The following is a 19,125-nucleotide window of genomic DNA, read 5'->3' on the forward strand; positions in this document are numbered from 1 at the left end:
CGGCTTCTTGGACAGCTCCGTCGAGTGTCTCGCGCACCATGTCCCGCAGCCGCCGCCATGGTGCTTGAGCTCGTCGTTGTGCGAACTTCACGTATCGCCACCGGGTGCGCCATTGATCTGCCAGTCCTGTGGCGCAGCGGGGAGCCGGCACATCGGCGAGGGGAGGTAGCGGGTTGCTCACCACGCGGACGAACTCCATCAGCACATCCACGGAGGGCAGTCGCTTGCCGGACAGCACCTCGTTGATGCCGGCCTTGGTCAGCTTGGGCCGCGTCGATGCCTTCACGATCGCCGCGTAGGCGGGTGCGCCGAACTCGATGTGCAGCCGGTTCAACTCGACCGTGAAGTCACACATGGCCGAGTCGTAGGCGGCGATGGCCTCAGCATCCTCGGCATCGATTCCGGTCTCGTGCGGTTGGGGCTGGCGATGGGCCGGGAGGAACGATCCGTCAGGCTGTTCTCGCCGTGGGCGAGCCAGCGGGCGTACCACTTGGCCAGGCAGCGGCGGGAGATTCCTGCTTCCGCAGCGACGTGTGCGATCGGACGTCCGGCATCGACCCGCAGGCACAAGCGCAGACGTCCTTCGGGGGTCAGCGGTGCGTTCCGATGTCCCCTGCTGGTGGCGCTCATGGACTCGGCGGCCGCGTTCACCGGGAGCCCTGGGATCTCGGGGCTCCCGCGTGAGCGGCTGTGCGTGGCGTCAGCGTGCGAACTTTTCGATGGCCGCCGCGGTGACGGGGGTGAAGAAGTTGACGAGGTTGCCGTCAGGGTCGCGGAACAGCAGCGACCGGTTGCCCCAGGGCATCGTGGTGGGCTCGTTGACGAAGTCGGTGACGAAGCCGGTCAGGTTCTGGTGAACGCGGTCCACGTCGTCGACGAGGAACTCGGTGATCACGCTGTGGTTGTCCGCCGGGCGGGCAGAGCCCGGGGCGAACAGCGGGACGGTGCGGGTGCCGGCGATCGCGAGGGTGGCGCCCGCGGTCTTGAGTTCGGCGAAGTCCTCGGTGGCCCGTATCGCCTCCATCCCTGTGGCTCGCTCGTAGAACTCGACGAGGCGTGCGACGTCGCTGGTGATGATGCGGATCGAGACGAAGTCCATGGCAATCTCCTTGGCTGTGCTGGAGGCGTGCACGTCGCAGGCTAGGAGAAATAGTGGACAGAATCGGTCCTGTATTCGCGTTAGGCTGCGAACATGCCTCGACCCACCGGCCGCGTGCTGACACTCCTGGAGCTGCTGCAGTCGGGCGGCACCCGGACTGTCGCCGAGCTCGCCGACCGGCTCGGCGTCGAAGGGCGCACCGTGCGGCGGTATGTGGACCAGCTGATCGACCTGAACGTGCCCGTGGAGTCGGTGCGCGGCCGCTACGGCGGGTACCGGCTGGCTCCCGGGTACCGCTTGCCTCCGCTCATGCTCAGCGACGACGAGGCGCTGGCCGTGCTGCTCGGCCTGGTCGCCGGCCGCCGGGCAGAGCTGACGACGACGGAGCGCACGGCAAACGAGACGGCGTCAGCGAAGATCCGGCGGGTGCTGCCCAAGCACATCGCCCGTCGGCTCGACACACCTCTGGAAGCTCTCGCCTTCACGGATCAGCCCGGCGAGTTGGACCACCCGGACGCCGGGCTCCTACTCACCGTCGCCGATGCGGTGCGCCACCGCCGACCGGTCTCGATCCGCTACACCGACCGCGACGGACGGCGCAGCGAACGCACACTGCACGCCTACGGGATCGTCGCCCATGCGGGCCGGTGGTACGTCACGGGCAAGGACGCCCACGTCGACGAGGACCGGACCTTCCGGCTCGATCGCATCGCAGCCGCGCGGACCCTGCCCGGCTCATTCGAAGCGCCCGTGGGTCCCGATCCGGCACAGCGCGTGTTGTCAGGATTCGCCACGGCCGAGTACCGCCATGAGGTGACCTTGCGGATCCACGGGACAGTTGAGCAGATCCGCGCCCACCTCCCCGCCAGCGTCGCGAGCCTGGAGGAGCACGAGCCCGCGGCCGGCCACGACCTGGCGGCCGAGCGCTGGCTGCGCGTCGAGCTACGGGCGCAGCAGCTCGACTGGTTGCCTCAGATACTCGCCTCACTCGACCGGCCATTCGTCATCGAGCGCCCCGATGAACTACGCGACCTCGTCATCGCGCTCGCCGATCGCCTCACGTCCTACGCCCGCCAAGCCTGACAGCGAGGAAGCAATGTCATGAGACGGCACACCTAGCCGCGCAGGGTTTCGTGATGCACGCCGAGTTCCGCGGCCATACGGCAGATAACGGGCTTGGGCTCGGCGGCGCATACACCGCGTGCTCACGCAACTTCAGCGGGTACTTCCTCAGCGCGGGCATCGTCTGGACTCCTCTCATGAGACCCACCTGACCCTCTGTCATTACCTTCCGCATCACGGGGGAAGCTGATTCTCGGCGACCGCGCCGACCACGATCGGGATGTCGGAGAACTGTGCAGCAAGAGTGTCGCCGGAGTCGGTGTCCAGGACGTCGGCCACGATGACGGTGATGTTGTCCGGGCCGCCGCAGCGCAGCGCGAGCTCGATGAGCTCTTGCACGGTCTCCTGCGAGCCCATGGCGGTGGCGAGGGTGTCTTCTATCGTCCGCTGGGAGACGACGCTGCTGAGGCCGTCGGAGCAGATCAGGTACCGGTCGCCGACGCGGACTTCGCGGATAGAGAGGTCCGGCTCGGCGTGATCGCCACCGCCCAGCGCGCGCGTCAGCAAGGAGCGCTGCGGATGGGTGGTGGCCTCCTCCTCGGTGATGCGCCCCTCGTCGACGAGGCGCTGCACCCAGGTGTGGTCTTGGGTGATCTGCGTCAGCATGGCGTCCCGCAGCAGGTACGCGCGGGAGTCGCCGACATGGGCCAGACCCAGCAGCTGGCCGGTCCACAGCAGGGCGGTGAGCGTGGTGCCCATGCCCTCCAACTGTGGGTCATCCTCGGCCATCAGCCGGAGCTGGTTGTTGGCACGCTGCACGGCGGTGCCGAGTGAGGTGAGGATGTCGGATCCGGGTTCGTCGTCGTCGAGCGAGACGATGGTGGAGATCACCTCCGAGGAAGCAATCCTACCCGCGGCCTGGCTGGCGGCGTGGCCGTGCATGCCGTCGGCAATGGCGAGCAGCCGCGGACCGGCGTAACCGGAGTCCTCGTTGCCTTCCTGGATCAGTCCCCTGTGCGAATATGCAGCGAAGTGCAGCGTCAAGCCGGTCGAGACGTGGGGCGTGGGGGTCGACGCTTTGCTGCGGAAGAAGCTTTTCAGTCTGGGTCGTTTCCCGGTTTGGGTGGGTGCCTGATGAAACCCGGCTGGTGGAGGTGTCACGGGGTGGTGGGGTCTCAGGGGCGAAGTGGGGGGGTGGGTGAGCGTGGCGTGTTCGCGGACGAGCCTGGCAGCCGGGGCGGGCATCCAGCCCGGCTCGTTGAGCGAGTGTGTTGACTGCGCGCCCCGATGTCTGCCGGAAGTGTCCAGGGCGAAATGCCGGAGGAGGTCGGCCAGCACGGGGCGCTGACCGGGCTGTTTGGCAAGGCAGGCAGCCACGATGTCGCGCAGCTCAGGTGGGAGGGCCCGGAGGTCGGGGTGCTCGTGCACGGTGCGGTAGTGGAGGGCGTGGGCGCTACCGGTCCCGAACGGGCCCGAGCTGGTGGCGGTATAGGCCAGGACCGCGCCTAGGGCGAAGACGTCGCTGGCCGGACCGACGGGAGCGCCAGTGAGCTGTTCGGGGGACATGAAGCCGGCTGTTCCGATGGTCACGCCGGCACCAGTGAGTGCGCTGGCCTCGCTCGTGATCGAGATCCCGAAGTCGATGACCCGCGGTCCATCGGCGGCCAGGAGGATGTTGGAGGGCTTGAGATCCCGGTGAACCACCCCAGCGTCGTGGATAGCTTCCAGGGCTTCGGCCAGACCCGCTCCAAGGGCCAGGACCGTGGGGGCTGGCCAGGGTCCGCGCCCGGCGACCGCCTCCCCGAGGGAGACGCCGGGAACGTAGACGGTGGCCAACCAGGCTGGGGAACCGTCCGGGTCCGCATCGACCACCCCGGCAGTGAAGGCTCCGTTGACCCGCCTCGCGGCGGCGACCTCGCGGGCGAACCGACGCCGGAAATCAGCCTCACGCGCCAGTTCCGGACGTACTACCTTGATCGCGACCGGCCGCCCACCGGGTGAACGCGCCAGGAACACCTGACCCATCCCGCCTACGCCGATCCGCGCCGTGATCTGGTACCGGCCCACCTGTTGCGGATCTCCCGGCTCCAAGGCTTCCAACCCGCTCAACCCGCCCACCCCCTACCCGTTCGGCAGCCCCGGACGACCACCGTTCGCGCCGAAATCATGCTAGGTCGCAGAGGTCCGCCGTCGCAAAGGAACCTAGCTAGAGAGCTGATGGCGTCTGAACGAAGTCTCGAAGGAGTGCGTGAACCCCGTGTCGCTGGGCACAAGGGCTATCGCATGCATCGAGGTCCTGACCTACGGAGCTGGTCAGGATCTACCAACCAAGGGACGAACTCAGGCCCTTGTGAAGATCAAACGCAAACGCGCTTGTTCCGGAATTAAAGAAGGGTTTTGAAATGATTATCCTTGGGCTTATTCTGCTGATTATCGGCCTGCTTGTCGGCATGGGCCTGCTGACGACGATCGGTGGCATCCTCATTCTGGTTGGCGCCATCCTGTGGATCCTGGGTGCGACCGGTCGCGCGGTCGGTGGACGCAAGCACTTCTTTTAGAGGTCCTACTGTAGGGCGCCGCCGCTGGGTCATCGAGCGGGCAATGTCCTGGCTGTCCGGCTACCGGCGCCTGAGCCCTCGCTACGAGCGCCATCCCCGCAACTACCTGGCCTTCCTCGGACTCGCAGCCGCCCTCTGCTGCTACAAGCGACTCGTCCGCCTCACCACATAGGACACGGTCTAAAGGCCGCTGATCAGCAGGGTCGCCCGGCGAGGCGTCGGGCCCCCCGACCCGCAGGTCGAGGGGCCCGACGGGGGCAGAGGGGCGCTCAGGCGTACCGCTCCCGCAGCCGCACCGAGAGGCACGTCACACATCCCTCGAGCTTTTCGAACTCGCTGATGTCCACGACGACCGGTTCGTACCCGAGGTCGGCGAACAGCTCGGCGGTCTTCGGCGCGCTCGACGCCATCAGCAGTTTGTCGCCGCCGAGCAGGACCACGTGCGAGCCTGCCTCCTCGGGGACCGGTAGGAAGCGCCCGAACAGCGAGGGCGTGTCCATCTTGGGGATGTGCCCGATGACCGTGCCGTCGGGCAGCGCCGTGACGGCCGACTTCAGGTGCAGCACCTTGCTCACCGGCGCGGAGACGACCCGCGCGCCGAGCGGTTCGAACGCGGCGCGCAGCTGCCGGACGCCGGCGGCGTTGGTGCGGCCGCCCCGGCCCACGTAGATCGTGTCGCCGACCTTCAGGACGTCTCCGCCCTCCAGGGTGCCCGGCTCCCAGATCCAGTTCACCGAGCAGCCCAGACCGGCCACGGCCTCCTCCACCCCGGCGGTCTCCTCCCGCCTGGAGTCCGCGCCGGGACGCGCGATCAGAGCCACGTTCTTGTACATCACGACCGTGTCCTCGACGAACACCGAGTCGGGGCAGTCGTCGGCCGGGTCCACCTCGATGATCTCCCAGCCGTGCGTGCGCAGGGCCTCCGCGTACGCCTCCCACTGCTCGGCGGCGAGGTCGGCGTCGACCTTCTCCCGCTCGATGTGCGTCACCAGCCCTTCGGCGAGACGCGGGCTGGGGCGGCGGACGAGGGCCTTCTTGCTGGGCACGAGCGTGACTCCGTATCGGATGGGAGGGTCGGGCCGCACCGACGGAGCCTCCGGGATCGACCGGAACCCATCGGGCGTCGGCCGACCATCATGCAGGGCGAACGAGGCGAGGACAGCCCCGGAGAGGGGGCGGAGCGGGTGGAGGGGCCGAGCCACCGCCCGCCGGGTACCCGCCGAGCGCACCTCCAACTCAACCCCCCGTCCCGGCCTCCCGTCTTCGCCCGCCCGGCGCACCCGGCCCCCGGCCGCCCGGCGCCTCTGGCCCCCCTCGCCGCCCCGGGCGGTCGCGTTCCCCGGGTCAGCCCACTGTCCCGGCCTCCTCAAGCCCTCGCCGCTGAGCCGGCGTCACCGCACCGGCGGTGGTCTCCGCCTGCTCGTCCGAACGCAGGCACTCGATCAGGTAGTCGCCCGTGTCGGGGTCACGGGTCACCCCGTGGGTCTCGCTGCCGAAGCCGGGGAAGTGGCGGTCGAAGGACTCCAGGGCGCCGAGGTAGCGCAGGAGAGGGCCGTCCGCCTCGCCGGTGCTCTCGCCCGGCATGAGGACCGGGATGCCGGGCGGGGTCACCGTGACCATCGCCGCGGCCACCCGTCCCGGCGCGTCCGTCAGCCGGATCCGTTCCGTGCCGCCGCGGATGAGGCGCTGGTAGCACAGCTGGGGCGGGGCGACCGGCTCGGGCAGGTGCTGGAAGGCACTGTCGAGCAGTTCGACCAGGCGGGCCGCGCGCAGATGGTCGTGCATCTCCTGGCACAGATCGCGCAGGGTCAGCCCGGTGTAGCGCCGCGGGTGCTCCGCCACCAGCGCGGGCAGCACACGGTCGAGCTGGGCGTCACCGTCGTATAGATCCTTGAAGTCCATGAGGGCGTCCAGCAGGGTGCCCCACTTGCCCTTGGTGATGCCCATGGAGAACAGGACCAGCGTGGTGTAGCTGTCGGTCTTCTCGACGACGATGCCGCGCGTCGTCAGATAGGCGGTGAGCACCCGGGCCGGGATGCCCCGGTCGGACATCCGCCCCGTCGCGTCGAGCCCCGGGCAGGTCAGGGTGACCTTGATCGGGTCGAGCATGCAGTAGCCGTCGGTCAGTCCGGGGAAGCCGTGCCAGTCCGCGTCGGGCGTGAGATGCCAGCAGGACGGCTCCGTGCGCAGCAGGTCGGACGGTGCCTCGGCGAAGGGCAGGCGTTTCCCGCTCGCGGGGTCCGTCACCTCGTCCGGCTGCCAGACACCGAAGAACCACGGCGGCCGGTCACCCGCCGCCTCGATCCGCCGCCCGATCCGCACCATCTCCTGGCGGAACCGGATCGCCTCGGTCACCGCCTCGTCGACCAGCCACTGTCCCTGCGGGCCGTCCATCATGGCCGTCGCCACGTCCAGCGAGGCGATCATCGGGTAGAGCGGCGACGTGGTGCCGTGCATCATCAGCGCCTCGTTGAACCGGTCGTGCTCCACCGGCGCCCGCGGCGCGGGCCGGACGTGCACCATGGCGCCCTGCGACAGCGCCGCCAGCAGCTTGTGCGTGGACTGGGTCGCGAAGACCGTCGGCCGGTCCTGGCCGGGGAAGGTCTCCTCGTCCACCGACATGCCGTAGCGCCCGGCGTAGAGCGGATGGAAGCGGGCGTAGGCGAACCACGCCTCGTCGAAGTGCAGCCGGGGCGTGCCGTCGGCGAACGCCCGGGCGGCCGCCACCGCGTCGTAGCACAGCCCGTCGTAGGTGGAGTTGGTGAACACGGCGTACTGGGCGCGCACGGACACGGCGTCCGCCGTCAGCGGGTTCGCGGCGATCCGGGCCGCCACCGAGTCCACCGCGATCTCGGCCGGCGGCAGGGGCCCGGCGAGGCCGTAACCGTTGCGGGTGGGCACCAGGTACACCGGTCGCGCCCCGGAGACGACCAGGCCGTGCAGCACGGACTTGTGGCAGTTGCGGTCCACCAGGGCGATCTCGTCGCGGGTCACGCTGAAGTGGCCGACCAGACGGTTGCAGGTGGAGTCGCCGTGCAGGACGAAATACGTGTGCGTGGAGCCGAAGACCCGTGCGGCGTTGCGCTCCGCCTCGCCGATCGGCCCGGTGTGCTCGAACAGCGAGCCGAGCTCCTCCACCGAGATCGACAGGTCGCTGCGCAGCAGCCGCTCACCGAAGTAGTCGTGGAACGCCCGGCCCACCGGAGACTTGAGGAAGGCGACACCCCCGGAGTGCGCCGGGGTGTGCCACGAGTACTCGTGCGCGTCGTCGAAGCGCCGCAGCGCCTTGAAGAACGGCGGGAGCAGCGCGTCCTGGTAGCCGCGCGCGGCGGTGGTGATCCGGCCCGCGATGAACGACGGCGTGTCCTCCAGCGGCCACACATAGCCCACCACGGTCTGGGACACCCACAGCGGAAGCTCACGCAGCCCTTCGTCCGCCATGACGAGGAACACCGGCAGGTTCTGGAACCTGCGGCCGATCCGGCGCAGCACCGTCGCCCCGCCCGGCCCGTCCCCGGCGGCGGCCGGAAGGTCCCAGGCGACCACCGCGGCGGCCAGACCGGCCTCGGTCCTGAGCACCGCCTCGGCGTCGGCGACGCCCACCACCCACCGCACCTGTAAGCCACGCGCCCGGATCCCCTCGGCGATGCGCGCCAACTGCCCCGCGGCGGCGCCCTCGTCCTCCGGACGCTCCGCCACCGCCACCAGAACCGTGCCCTCGGCCATGCCGTCCCCCTCCTCGGTGGCCCGCGCCACCCCCTCCTCCAGTGTTCGGGGACAGGCAGGCCCGATCGGCCGACGTCCGGCCAAACCACCCGATCGGTGCACGGCGCGGTGCGTTCCCTTGACGTGTCAACGCCGGAGCGCCCGACATCCCGTCGGAGTACCTGATCAACCGTCTTGCGGATGATTCACCGCACCGGGCCCATGTCGATCTTCCGGCCGGTCGTTAGGCGTAGTGCCCCGGCCGACAGGGCCGGGGCCGACCCGACGGAAGGAAACCGAAAGACATGTACGGCGCGCGGCGTATCGCGGTGACGGCCTCGATCGTGGGGATGCTCCTGGCTGTTCCGGCTGGCATGGCCACCGCCCATGCCGCAGACGGCGACGCGGGGGCGGGCGGGGTGCTGTCCAACCTCTCCGGCAGGAACTCCTCCGGACACGCCAACCTCTGCGGGACGGGCAAGGTGGCCCTCTTCAAGGAGCGCACCTGCGTGGCCGAGGACGACGGCAGGGGCGGCGGTGACCAGGCGGGCCCCAGCGGCGGCGTCCTGTCCAACCTGCTCTTCGCCCGCAACGCCTCGGGCCACAGCAACAACTGCGGGAACGAGACCGTCGCGGTGTTCAGCAGGACCACCTGCGTCACCACGGACCGCTCCGGCCGCTGACCGACCGCACCGATACAGCCCGGAGAGGGGCCGTCATGTCGTCATCTTCCCTGTGTCTGGGCGTGGTGGCGCCCCTGACGGGGCGACTGGCCCCTCTCGGGTCACCGCTGTCGTACGTGCTGCGCAGGCTCGCGCCCCGCCTCACGCAGCTCCGCGGCGGCGGGCGCCGCCGCGAGGTGAACGTCGTCGTGCGCGACAGCCGCTCGGACCCCGGTGCGGCCCGGCAGGCCGTGCGGGATCTGGCGGAAACCGACGGCGCCCACCTCGTGATCACCATGGCCGGCACCCGGGTCCTGCCCGCCGTCGCCGCGGCCTGCGAGGAGCTCCGGGTCCCCTGTGTGTCGACCACGTTCCCCTGGCAGGCGTACGTCCACACACGCGGTGCCGGACCCGGGCACCGCTTCCGGTGGACGTACCACTTCGCGTGGGGGCTGGACGACATCGCCGGCGTCTTCGCGGACCTGTGGGAGCTCGCAGGCGGCCGGAGTGCCGTCGGGTGCCTCTGGAACGACGACCTCCAGGGCTCTCTGCTGCGTCACGACCGCCACGGCTTCGCCCCGGTGACGTCCCCGCGCGGGCACACCCTGGTCGACCTCGGCGCCTACGGCGAACCGGCCGACGGCTTCCAGGCACAGGTCTCACGGATGCGGGAGCACGGCGCCGACCTGGTCACCAGCGCCGCCACCGCCACCGACCTCGCCCTCTTCCACCGCCAGGCCCGCCAGACAGGGCTGCGTCCGCGGCTGATCACCTGCTCGCGCTGGCTGACCTACCCCCACACCCACACCAGCCCCGCCCCCGCCGTCCACGACGAACTGGCCGACGCTCGCGTGGCCACCCTCGTCTACTGGAGCCCGGGCCACCCCTACCGCTCCGGCCTGGACGGCACCACCTGCGCCGAGCTCGCCCGCGCCTACCGGCAGGACACCGGCGCCGCCTGGCTCCAGCCGCTGGGGCTGGCCCACGCCCTCGTGGAGACGGCCCACCACGCCCTCACCGTCGCGGACGACCCCGCCGACCGGGCGTCTATCGCGCAGGCCCTCTCCGGCACCCGCCTCGACACCATCGCCGGACACCTCGACTGGACCAGCGGGCCGACGCCCAACATCGCCCTCCTCCCGCTGGTCGGCGGGCAGTGGCACCCCGGCCCGCACGGCCCCCGCCTCGCCGTCGTCAGCAACAGCGCCCAGCCGGACGTACCGCTGACCGGGGAACTCACACCGGCCCGATGACGTCCGCCCGGACCGCCCGCCGCAGATGCTCCCCGGTGAACGAGCCCGCGGCCTCCAGCAGCTGCCGGGGCATCCCCTCGAAGACGATCCCGCCGCCGTCCCTGCCGCCGCCCGGGCCGAGGTCGATCACCCAGTCCGCCCGGGCGACCACGTCCAGGTTGTGCTCGACCACGACGACCGTGTTGCCCGCGTCGACCAGCCGGTCCAGCAGGGCGACGAGCCCCTCCACGTCCGCCATGTGCAGGCCGGTCGTCGGTTCGTCGAGCACGTATACCGCCCCGGTCCGGTGCAGTCGCGTGGCCAGCTTGATGCGCTGTCGCTCGCCCCCGGAGAGGGTGGAGAGGGGCTGGCCGAGCGTCAGGTACGTCAGCCCGACGTCCCGCAGGGCGCGCAGCCGGCGCCGTACGCCCGGGTCGTCGAAGAAGCCGAGCGCCTGCTCGGCCGTCATCTCCAGGACGTCCGCGACGGAACTGCCCCGTACGGTCAGCCGCAGCACCTCCTCCTTGAAGCGCCGCCCCTCGCAGGCGTGGCAGGTCGTCGTCACCGGGTCCATGAAGGCCAGGTCGGTGTAGATGAGGCCCCGGCCCTCGCAGGTGCCGCACGCCCCGCCGGAGTTGAAGCTGAAGAGACCCGCCTCGGCCCCCGTCTCGCGGGCGAAGATCCTGCGGACCGTGTCCATGATCCCCAGGTACGTCGCCGGGGTGGAGCGGCCGGAGATGCCGATCGACGACTGGTCGACGACCACGGCCTCGTCGTGAGCCGCGGTGAACTCCCCGGCCAGGGTGCTCTTCCCCGACCCGGCGACCCCGGTCACCGCCGTGAGCACACCGGCCGGGAACCGTACGGTCACGTCCCGCAGGTTGTGCCGCCCGGCGCCCTTGACCCACAGCTCGCCGACGGGCTCCCGCACCTCGCCCTTGACCGCCGTACGGCGGCGCAGGCACCGCCCGGTGAGCGTGCCGGACGCCGCCAGGTCCTGCGGCGTCCCCTCGAACACCACCGTGCCGCCCCCTGCCCCGGCGCCCGGCCCCATGTCGACGACGTGATCGGCCAGTGCGATGACGTCCGGATCGTGTTCGACGACCAGCACCGTGTTGCCCTTGTCGCGAAGGCGCAGCAGCAGTTCGCCGAGGCGGCCCACGTCCCGCGGGTGCAGGCCGACGCTCGGCTCGTCGAAGATGTACGTCATCCCGGTCAGGCTGGAGCCGAGGTGCCGCACCGTCTTCAGCCGCTGCCCCTCCCCGCCGCTGAGCGTGGCGGTCTCCCGGTCGAGGCTCAGATAGCCGAGGCCGATCGCCTCGATGCGCTCCAGCGCGGCCACGGCGGCCGAGGCGATCGGGCGGGCCACCGGGTCGTCGATCTCCTTCAGTACGGTGATCAGATCCGTGACCTGCATGCGGGTGCAGTCGGCGATCGTCCGGCCGCCGATGCGGGTCGCGAGCGCCGCGGCGTTCAGACGCGCCCCATGGCAGACCGGGCAGGAACCTTCCACCAGGTACGCGCGGACCAGGTCCCGGGTCTTCTGGCTCATGGCCGACAGGTCCCGCTTCAGGTACAGCCGCTCGAAACGGACGGCCAGCCCCTCGTACTCGGTGGTCCACGTGCCGCCGCTGCCGTTGACGGTGACCTTGCTGCCGGGCCGCCCGCGCATCAGGAACTCGCGTTCGGCGGCGGTGAACCGCCCCACCGGCTTGTGCGGGTCGAGGTCGGTGCTGTTGGTGTACGCCTGCCCCTGCCAGGTGCCGGCGGCGAACGGCGGGAAGCGGACCGCCCCGTCCGCGAGGGAGCGGCCCGGGTCGAGGATGCGGTCCCAGTCGGGTCGCACCGTCCGGCCGAGGCCGTCGCACTCGGGGCACATACCCGACGGGTCGTTGAACGAGTACGCCGTCGCCGGTCCGGCGCTCGGCGTGCCGTGCCGGGAGAACAGCACCCTGATCACCGAGTAGACGTCCGTCATGGTGCCGACGGTCGACCGGGAGTGGCCGCCCACCTGCCGCTGATCGACGACGATCGTGGGCGTGAGGTCCTCCAGGCCGTCCGCGCGCGGCCGCTCGAACTTGGGCAGCCGGTTGCGGACGAACCAGGGGTAGGTCTCGTTCAGCTGGCGCTGCGACTCCACCGCGATCGTGTCGAAGACGACGGACGACTTCCCCGATCCCGAAACGCCGGTGAACACGGTCAGCCGGCCTTTCGGGATGCGGAGGGTGACGTCCTTGAGGTTGTTCTCGCGTGCTCCGGTCAGGGTGATGGCATCGTGTGCGAAGTCGGTCATGCCACCGACGCTAGGAGGAAATCCCGACAGCCTCTGGCGTGATTTCCTTGAGTTCTCCCTCCTCCAGCAGAAGCCAGCGCGTGATGCCGATCGACTCCAGGAAGGGCAGGTCGTGACTGGCCACGAGCAGCGCTCCCTCGTACGACTCCAGGGCCGTGGTGAGCTGCCGGACGCTCGCCATGGCCAGGTTGTTGGTCGGCTCGTCCAGCATGAGCAGCTGCGGCGCGGGCTCGGCCAGCATCAGCGCGGCCAGCGCGGCCCGGAAGCGTTCGCCGCCGGACAGGGTCGCCGCCTTCTGGTCGGCGCGGGCGCCCCGGAACAGGAAGCGCGCCAGCCGCGCCCGGACCCGGTTGTTGGTGGCGCCCGGTGCGAACCGGGCCACGTTCTCGGCGACGGACAGCTCCCCGTCGAGGACGTCGAGCCGCTGTGGCAGGAACCGCAGCGGGACGTGCGCCACCACCTCGCCCGACTCCGGGGCGAGCTCCCCGGTGATCGTGCGCAGCAGCGTCGTCTTGCCCGCGCCGTTGCGCCCGATCAGCGCGACCCGCTCGGGCCCGCGCAGTTCGAAACCGCCCTTCACACGGGCGCCGTACCGGAGCCCGAGATCCTGGAGGGTGAGGACGGTCCGCCCCGGCGGCACCGCCGTGTACGGCAGGTCGACGCGGATCTCGTCGTCGTCCCGTACGGCCTCCACCGCCTCGTCGAGCCGCTCTCTGGCCTCGGCGAGCTTCTCCTCGTGCATGATGCGGTGCTTGCCCGCGGACTGCTGCGCCGCGCGCTTGCGCGCCCCCGTGACGATCTTCGGCTCGCGCTTGCTGTCCCACATCTTCTGCCCGTAGCGCTTGCGGCGGGCCAGTTTGACCTGAGCGTCGGCCAGTTCGCGCTTCTGCTTGCGGAAGTCGGACTCGGCGACCCTCACCATGCGCTCGGCCGCCTCCTGCTCGATCTCCAGTGCCTCCTCGTAGTCGGAGTAGTTGCCGCCGTACCAGGTGATCTCACCGGAGCGCAGATCGGCGATCTGGTCGACGAGGTCCAGCAGTTCACGGTCGTGGCTGACGACGACCCCGAGGGGGCGGTCTCCCAGTACGGGTGCCACCACAGCCGGACGGACAGGCGCAGCAGGCGGCGGCGCAGGACGGTGGTGCGCGGGGGCGGGGTGCGGCGAGCGCTTGGTAGGTGGCGTTCCAGGCCGCTTGCGTCTGCACCAACTCGTCAGAGAAGTCGGTCGCGCCCATACCCGCATCAGATCGTCTGTTCGAAGCTGGTGCCACATCGGACACGCCCCGACCGAAGCCGTGGTGTGACTGAAGCGATCTATTTTCGCTCATCCCAATGAGGCCGTGTCGTCGCGGGGACGCTGGGCGGCCTATCAGTCAAAGCCAAACGCGGCATCAGCGCTTTCAGCCACACCCCGGCCCCTGGGTCTCCCGATCGTACGAAGAACCGGAATCAACCCGCCAACAAGGTAAGGAGCACTTCAGTTGACCACTCTGTACACCTCAGTTGGCCACGCAGTCCGTTGACCGCCCCACCAATAGCTCCGACCCCCGCGCCGGGCACGGCACGGACCCTTGGGCCGGCAAGGGCCAGCGCGGGGTTCGGACGGTTGTCGGTGGTACTTCAGGGCGCCAGGCAGCTCCCACCGGGCACCTCGGAGGGCACGCCGGGGGCAGAGGGATCGACGACGGACGTGAGATCACCGGCCGCCTGCGTCAGGCAGGTGAGTGTCGCAAGCGGGTCGGGGATGGCGCTGGCGGGGGTGGCGAGGGCTCCAAGGAGAGCAGAGGCTCCGACAGAGACAACGGCAGCTACGCGCTTCGTGGTGTTCATGCACCGCATAACGATCTTCTCGCGGGCGGGAAACTGTCGATTGTCCTTCGAATGCCCACCGATGACCGAGACAGGTCGCGGCGGCGACCTGGACACGTCGGACACAGGGCGAGCCGTTGACCTGAGACGGCATCGCGCTCAAGTGGCCAACTGAAGTGCCCAGTCACACGTGGTCAAGGTCGCGCCGGGCATGGTCGGCCTCACAGCGGCGGTCCGGCCTGGTCTGGAGCAGCACCCGGCCGGGTGGATGTCGTCGCGGGTGTGGGCGAAGGAGGTGACGAGGCGGACGAAGCCGGACGCCCAGCGGTCGTGGTAGAAGCTGTAGCCCTGTCTTGGTGGCACCGAAGACAGCACGTCGATGCCGGCCTTCCAGGTCATCTCGGCCGCGGTGGCGCCGAGGTCCGGCGAGAAGCCCTTCGGTGGCCTGCTGGGGCAGGCGGCAAAAGAGGGCGTTGGCCTGCTGGCTGCCCAGGAGCTGGACGGCCCTGCCGACCAGCGCGCGAACTCCAGCTGGACCGTCCCGTCTACGGCGACGACTCCGGCGGACCCGGCTACACCAGCGACGCCTTCGTCGACCGGGCGCTGCCCCAGGGCCTGGCGCGGGACCGTACTGGAACAAGACACTCCCCGTCCTGGGTCGACGAGAATCGGTGATGCGGGGCCACAGGTTCGGTGAGGGGGGTCTGTGTAGCATGGGGGCCGCGAAGGGGAGTAGTCCCGAGAACCGCTGGTCGACACACTGGACGTCCGAGGACGTCCCGGCCATCGGGCCGCCGTACATGTTGCGGGGGCGGACGAGACCTTCGGCCAGGCATGACCCTGCCCGCACACCGTGCGGGGGGTTCCCGTCGTGCCGGGCCGAAAGGGTTCCTCTCGTCGCCCGCCTGGGTGCCGTACGAGTCCGCGGCCCGGCCCCAGCAGAAAGCACCGTCCCGGAATGACATTCGACCCCCTGGCGCTCATCACCGCCTTCGGGCTGATCTTCCTCGCCGAACTTCCCGACAAGACCATGTTCGCCTCGCTGGCCATGGGCACCCGCATGCGCCCGCTGTACGTGTGGTTCGGCACGTCCACTGCGTTCATCGTGCACGTGGCGATTGCGGTGGGCGCCGGAAGCCTCCTCGGCCTGCTGCCGGAGATGGCCGTCAAACTCGTCTCCGCAGCCCTGTTCGCGTTCGGAGCCGTCGTCCTGCTGCGCGGCGGAGACGACGATGACGAGGACGGGGCCGCCCGCCCGGTCACCGGGTTCTGGCCCGTCTACACCACCGCCTTCATGGCCGTCTTCATCAGCGAGTGGGGTGATCTCACCCAGATCACCACCGCCAATCTTGCCGCCACCAACGGCTGGCTGCCGACCGCGATCGGCTCTGCCGCCGCCCTCATGTCCGTCTCGGCTCTGGCCCTGCTGGTGGGCCGGTTCATCGCCCAGCGCGTCCCGCTCAAGACCGTGCAGCGCATCGGAGCGCTGTGCATGGCGGTCCTCGCCGTCTGGACCCTGATCGAAGCCTTCACCGGCTGACCTGCACAGGGACGCGGCAGGTAGCCCCGAATGCCCCGAATATCCGGGGCACCTCCGCTGCCGGGGTGCGGCCGCGTTGTTTGCTCACTGCGGTGAAGGGCGCATGCAGCTCTGTGTCGGCTGTTTGTTCTCGGTGGTGGTCGGTGTCCGTGGCCCCGGATGCAAGTTCACCGCCGCTGGGGAAGCGTGGGGAGGGTGGCAGACGCTCTGCGATCGCGCCGCGGACCGGTGGCTCGAGTGTTTTCCGGGCTCGGGTCGCTCTCCCTATGGCTTCTTCTTTCGGAGCATGCAAATGGCTGTGAAACGCGTTCTTTACCGGCTGTCGGCCCCGGCAGAACCGACAGCGCATCCCACCGCCTCAAGGGCTTCGGCTTCCGACTGGGGACTTCTGCTCCTGAGGCTGACCTTCGGATTGCTCATGGCCGGGCATGGTGCCCAGAAGTTGTTCGGCCTTTTCGGCGGAGGCGGGCTGGCAGCGACCGGCAAGGGCTTCGACGCCCTGGGCTACCACCCGGGAGAGGTCTTTGCAGTGATCGGCGGCCTGTCGGAGTTGCTCGGAGGCCTTGGGCTGGCCCTGGGTTTCCTTACCCCGCTGGCCGCTGCCGCACTGATCGGAGTGATGATCAATGCCATGGTGACTGTCAGTGGGGCCCACGGGCTCTGGGCGGCGGACGGTGGTGTGGAGTACAACGTCTGCATCGCCGTCGCCGCCCTGGTGATCACGATGATCGGTCCGGGCCGGCTCGCCGTCGACCGGTTCTTCCGCTGGGGCCGGGGCGGCTGGGCCTCGGCCGCCGTCGCCGTCGGTCTCGGCGGTATCGGTTCGGCCGTCACGCTGAGTCTTTGACCGCATGCCGACAGTCCGCTACCAGACAACACGATGGGGGAGCACTTGGGCCAGTAACTCGTCCTGGCCCAACTTTTGGAGCGCGTAGTCCCGCTACCGCCACAGCGGCGGGAGGCGCCTGGGAGAGCTCGGCGCCCACGATGTGGGGGATTCCCCCGGACGCCGAGCCGGCACACAGGGCCGTGCTGAGCCGCCAGACCTCACCGTCCGTGCCGCTAGAAGTTGAGGACGATCGCGCCGATCGCCTGCCGGGAGGTGAGGCGGGCGAAGGCGTCCTCGAAGTCGCCGAAGGCGAACCGGCTGTCGATCACGGAGCGGAGGAGGCCCTGCGCAGCCACCGCACCGATGGTCTTCAGCGCGGGGGCGATCACTTCCTCGGGTTCGTTGTGGACGGCGTAGACAGTGAGGTGTTTCTCCCCCATGAGCAGGTCCACGATGTCGAGTTCGGCCAGCTTACAGCCGGTGAAGCCGAGGGAGACCACGGTGCCCCGGAGCCGGACACAGCGCAGCAGTTCACCCAGCCGTACACCGCCTACCGGGTCGAGGGCGGCATCCGCCCCCTGCCCGTCGGTGATGTCGGCAACGGCCGATGCCAGGTCCTGCGCCGACAGGTCGATGGCGGCCTCGGCTCCGATGTCCAGGACCCGCTGGGCCTTGTGCGTGGTGGAGACCAGGGCGACGAGCCGCGCGCTCGGAGCGCGCCCTGGCCCGATGAGCGCCCGCCCGTTTCCGTCCCCAGCCCGCGCCAGGCGGCAGACCATGCGCCGCCACGCCAACCAGATCCCCACCCACCTCGCGCCCGCATCCCGCGCCACGGAACAGGCACCCGACCCCTACATCCCGTCGACGCGCCGCCCCGGCACTGTCAGCGGCCCCGCGTAGACCGGTATCCGCATCAGCCCTGGCCGGCACCAAAGCCGCCCCGTCTGAGCACGCAGACGGGGCGCGCTGGATGTCAGGCGGCTTCGGTCTGCGGGTGCCGGACGGCCTTCTCCCCGGCCATCTCCACGCCGATCCGGCTCTCCCCTTCGGCCCCCGTCGGCGGCAAGCTGCAATCACCCTCGCATCATTCCTGCTCTGGGCAAGATCCGTTCGAAGACGGACCCTAGTGTGACTGCCATGCCTGATGAGGTTCGCATGACGACGACGGTCCACATCGAACGGTCCCTGTTCGGTCTCACCGCTGAGGGCAGCACTGTGGAGTGGACGGACCTGCCGATGGGACCGACCGGTGCAGTGCACGTTGCGGAGGGCACCGCCCTGTTCATCAGTAACGCGCAGGAGCACGACGCCACGCTCACGCTCCAGGTCAGTAACCGCCCGTCAGCAAGTGTGGGTGAGGGGTTCATGCTGGTCGGGAGCTGGCCCTTCCGCAGCTACCTGGGAACGCTGCTACTCGATACGCCCAACGCGGGCGGAAGCCTCGACTTCCGTCTGGAGCCGAGCAGCGTGTACACGATGCACGTGTGGTGCAAGGGCGGGGAGAGTTCCCAGGAGCGTTTCGACGGCGACCTGCGCGGTGTCACGCCGAAGACGGCGCTCGAGGACTATCTGGTCGAATTCGTACCCAGCGGTTCGACGCATGCCGTCACCCCGGCTACGCAGTCCCGGTCTCATCCACCGGTGGATGAGACCGGGCAGCGTCCGGCGAACTGGATGGGCTGACCTGTGGCCCGCACGGGGGCCCCGGTCACATGTGATGGCCGTGGCACAGGAACACGGCCAGAGCCATGGCACCAGCCAGGGGACCCAGCAGCGCGAACCGGGCAGAGCGGGCAAGACGACGGATGCCAGGGCCGAAGTAGAGGGGTGTCACAACGGCTGCGATGAGGCCGACTTGGAGCACGGTCACCCTTGCCAACGAGATCACCGGCGTCAACGGCTGCATCCAGGCGACGGAGAGAACAGCCAGGAGAAGAACGGGACCGAAGGTGATCAGCGACACCCCGCTCCAGAAGAACAAGGCGAGGAAGCGACACGCGGGCCAGTCGGCCAGGTCGCGGGGCTTGACGTTCTGGGTCACGTTCACGGATCCAGGCTGCACTCGGCAACCGGACAGCGACATGAGCTCACTTACTCATCAGGGCCTCACCAGCTACTCATACCCCGTCATTGCGCGCGGTGCGCCTGGCTTTCTTCACGAGAACCCGACAGCACCTGTACACGAGATCGGGCGGCACTCGAGGCGCCGGAGAATTCGAACGGTTTACGTCCTCGGGCAGCGCGGGCCCCGACGGAGTCAGCCCGCCGAAGGAGTTCCGCGCGGGCTCCGTGGCCGGATGCCACGGAGCCGGAAGGCTAGGTGGAACTACACCTGC

At 69.7% G+C, this 19,125-nt stretch carries 15 protein-coding genes and 4 pseudogenes; 8 read left to right on the plus strand and 11 right to left on the minus strand.

Annotated elements, in window-relative coordinates:
• Positions 1 to 330: 330 nt before the first annotated feature.
• Both ACIGO6_RS36420 and ACIGO6_RS36425 read right to left on the minus strand, forming a co-directional pair.
• On the minus strand, positions 331 to 630 hold the full coding sequence (locus ACIGO6_RS36420; protein ID WP_399884244.1) for a helix-turn-helix domain-containing protein: 300 nt from the start codon (positions 628 to 630) through the stop codon (positions 331 to 333).
• Between the two features lie 70 nt (positions 631 to 700).
• Entirely contained in the window at positions 701 to 1,099 is a 399-nt protein-coding gene (locus tag ACIGO6_RS36425) for a VOC family protein (protein ID WP_399884119.1), read from the minus strand.
• A 93-nt stretch (positions 1,100 to 1,192) separates the two neighbouring features.
• Between ACIGO6_RS36425 and ACIGO6_RS36430 the strand changes: the two genes are divergently transcribed.
• Entirely contained in the window at positions 1,193 to 2,182 is a 990-nt protein-coding gene (locus ACIGO6_RS36430; RefSeq protein WP_399884121.1) for a helix-turn-helix transcriptional regulator, read from the plus strand.
• A 222-nt stretch (positions 2,183 to 2,404) separates the two neighbouring features.
• On the opposite strand, the pseudogene ACIGO6_RS36435 reads toward ACIGO6_RS36430, so the two are convergent.
• Both ACIGO6_RS36435 and ACIGO6_RS36440 read right to left on the minus strand, forming a co-directional pair.
• Positions 2,405 to 3,205: pseudogene (locus ACIGO6_RS36435) on the minus strand (PP2C family protein-serine/threonine phosphatase); the annotation flags it as partial.
• 282 nt (positions 3,206 to 3,487) lie between these two features.
• Positions 3,488 to 4,279: pseudogene (locus ACIGO6_RS36440) on the minus strand (serine/threonine-protein kinase); the annotation flags it as partial.
• A 284-nt stretch (positions 4,280 to 4,563) separates the two neighbouring features.
• On the opposite strand from ACIGO6_RS36440, the gene ACIGO6_RS36445 reads away from it, so the two are divergent.
• Complete coding sequence (locus tag ACIGO6_RS36445) at positions 4,564 to 4,719, plus strand: hypothetical protein (protein WP_010059700.1); 156 nt, start codon at positions 4,564 to 4,566, stop codon at positions 4,717 to 4,719.
• Between the two features lie 10 nt (positions 4,720 to 4,729).
• Positions 4,730 to 4,891: pseudogene (locus ACIGO6_RS36450) on the plus strand (transposase); the annotation flags it as partial.
• Between the two features lie 97 nt (positions 4,892 to 4,988).
• Here ACIGO6_RS36450 and ddaH read toward each other — a convergent pair.
• A complete protein-coding gene (gene ddaH / locus ACIGO6_RS36455; protein ID WP_399884124.1) occupies positions 4,989 to 5,765 on the minus strand; it encodes a dimethylargininase in 777 nt (258 codons plus the stop codon).
• Positions 5,766 to 6,063: 298 nt separating this feature from the next.
• Positions 6,064 to 8,445, minus strand: a complete 2,382-nt coding sequence (locus ACIGO6_RS36460) for an Orn/Lys/Arg decarboxylase N-terminal domain-containing protein (RefSeq protein ID WP_399884246.1) — start codon at positions 8,443 to 8,445, stop codon at positions 6,064 to 6,066.
• Positions 8,446 to 8,729: 284 nt separating this feature from the next.
• Here ACIGO6_RS36460 and ACIGO6_RS36465 point away from each other — a divergent pair, with 284 nt between their 5' ends.
• Positions 8,730 to 9,107, plus strand: coding sequence for a hypothetical protein (locus ACIGO6_RS36465; RefSeq protein ID WP_399884126.1), 378 nt, complete (start codon positions 8,730 to 8,732; stop codon positions 9,105 to 9,107).
• A 35-nt stretch (positions 9,108 to 9,142) separates the two neighbouring features.
• A complete protein-coding gene (locus ACIGO6_RS36470; protein WP_399884128.1) occupies positions 9,143 to 10,339 on the plus strand; it encodes an ABC transporter substrate-binding protein in 1,197 nt (398 codons plus the stop codon).
• On the opposite strand, the gene ACIGO6_RS36475 is transcribed toward ACIGO6_RS36470, so the two are convergent.
• The 3 genes and pseudogenes from ACIGO6_RS36475 to ACIGO6_RS36485 form a co-directional block, all read right to left on the minus strand.
• Positions 10,323 to 12,611: an ATP-binding cassette domain-containing protein gene (locus ACIGO6_RS36475; protein WP_399884130.1), complete on the minus strand. Its 2,289-nt coding sequence runs from the start codon at positions 12,609 to 12,611 to the stop codon at positions 10,323 to 10,325. The genes ACIGO6_RS36470 and ACIGO6_RS36475 overlap by 17 nt on opposite strands.
• Before the next feature lie 10 nt (positions 12,612 to 12,621).
• A pseudogene (locus ACIGO6_RS36480) lies at positions 12,622 to 13,674 on the minus strand (ATP-binding cassette domain-containing protein); the annotation flags it as partial.
• A gap of 905 nt (positions 13,675 to 14,579) precedes the next feature.
• Entirely contained in the window at positions 14,580 to 15,065 is a 486-nt protein-coding gene (locus ACIGO6_RS36485) for a hypothetical protein (protein WP_399884132.1), read from the minus strand.
• Positions 15,066 to 15,378: 313 nt separating this feature from the next.
• Between ACIGO6_RS36485 and ACIGO6_RS36490 the strand changes: the two genes are divergently transcribed.
• Together ACIGO6_RS36490 and ACIGO6_RS36495 are read left to right on the plus strand one after the other, a co-directional pair.
• Complete coding sequence (locus ACIGO6_RS36490) at positions 15,379 to 15,960, plus strand: TMEM165/GDT1 family protein (RefSeq protein ID WP_399884134.1); 582 nt, start codon at positions 15,379 to 15,381, stop codon at positions 15,958 to 15,960.
• Positions 15,961 to 16,252: 292 nt separating this feature from the next.
• Positions 16,253 to 16,807 (plus strand): DoxX family protein, encoded by a 555-nt coding sequence (locus ACIGO6_RS36495; RefSeq protein WP_399884136.1) that lies wholly within the window; start codon positions 16,253 to 16,255, stop codon positions 16,805 to 16,807.
• A gap of 215 nt (positions 16,808 to 17,022) precedes the next feature.
• Here the strand turns inward: ACIGO6_RS36495 and ACIGO6_RS36500 are convergent, their stop codons facing one another.
• Complete coding sequence (locus ACIGO6_RS36500) at positions 17,023 to 17,595, minus strand: zinc-binding dehydrogenase (protein WP_399884138.1); 573 nt, start codon at positions 17,593 to 17,595, stop codon at positions 17,023 to 17,025.
• A 349-nt stretch (positions 17,596 to 17,944) separates the two neighbouring features.
• Between ACIGO6_RS36500 and ACIGO6_RS36505 the strand changes: the two genes are divergently transcribed.
• Positions 17,945 to 18,472: a hypothetical protein gene (locus ACIGO6_RS36505; RefSeq protein ID WP_399884140.1), complete on the plus strand. Its 528-nt coding sequence runs from the start codon at positions 17,945 to 17,947 to the stop codon at positions 18,470 to 18,472.
• A 25-nt stretch (positions 18,473 to 18,497) separates the two neighbouring features.
• On the opposite strand, the gene ACIGO6_RS36510 is transcribed toward ACIGO6_RS36505, so the two are convergent.
• Positions 18,498 to 18,836: a hypothetical protein gene (locus ACIGO6_RS36510; RefSeq protein ID WP_399884141.1), complete on the minus strand. Its 339-nt coding sequence runs from the start codon at positions 18,834 to 18,836 to the stop codon at positions 18,498 to 18,500.
• Between the last annotated feature and the right edge of the window lie 289 nt (positions 18,837 to 19,125).

It is taken from the genome of Streptomyces sp. NPDC053750 (assembly GCF_044544295.1).
Lineage (GTDB): Bacteria > Actinomycetota > Actinomycetes > Streptomycetales > Streptomycetaceae > Streptomyces.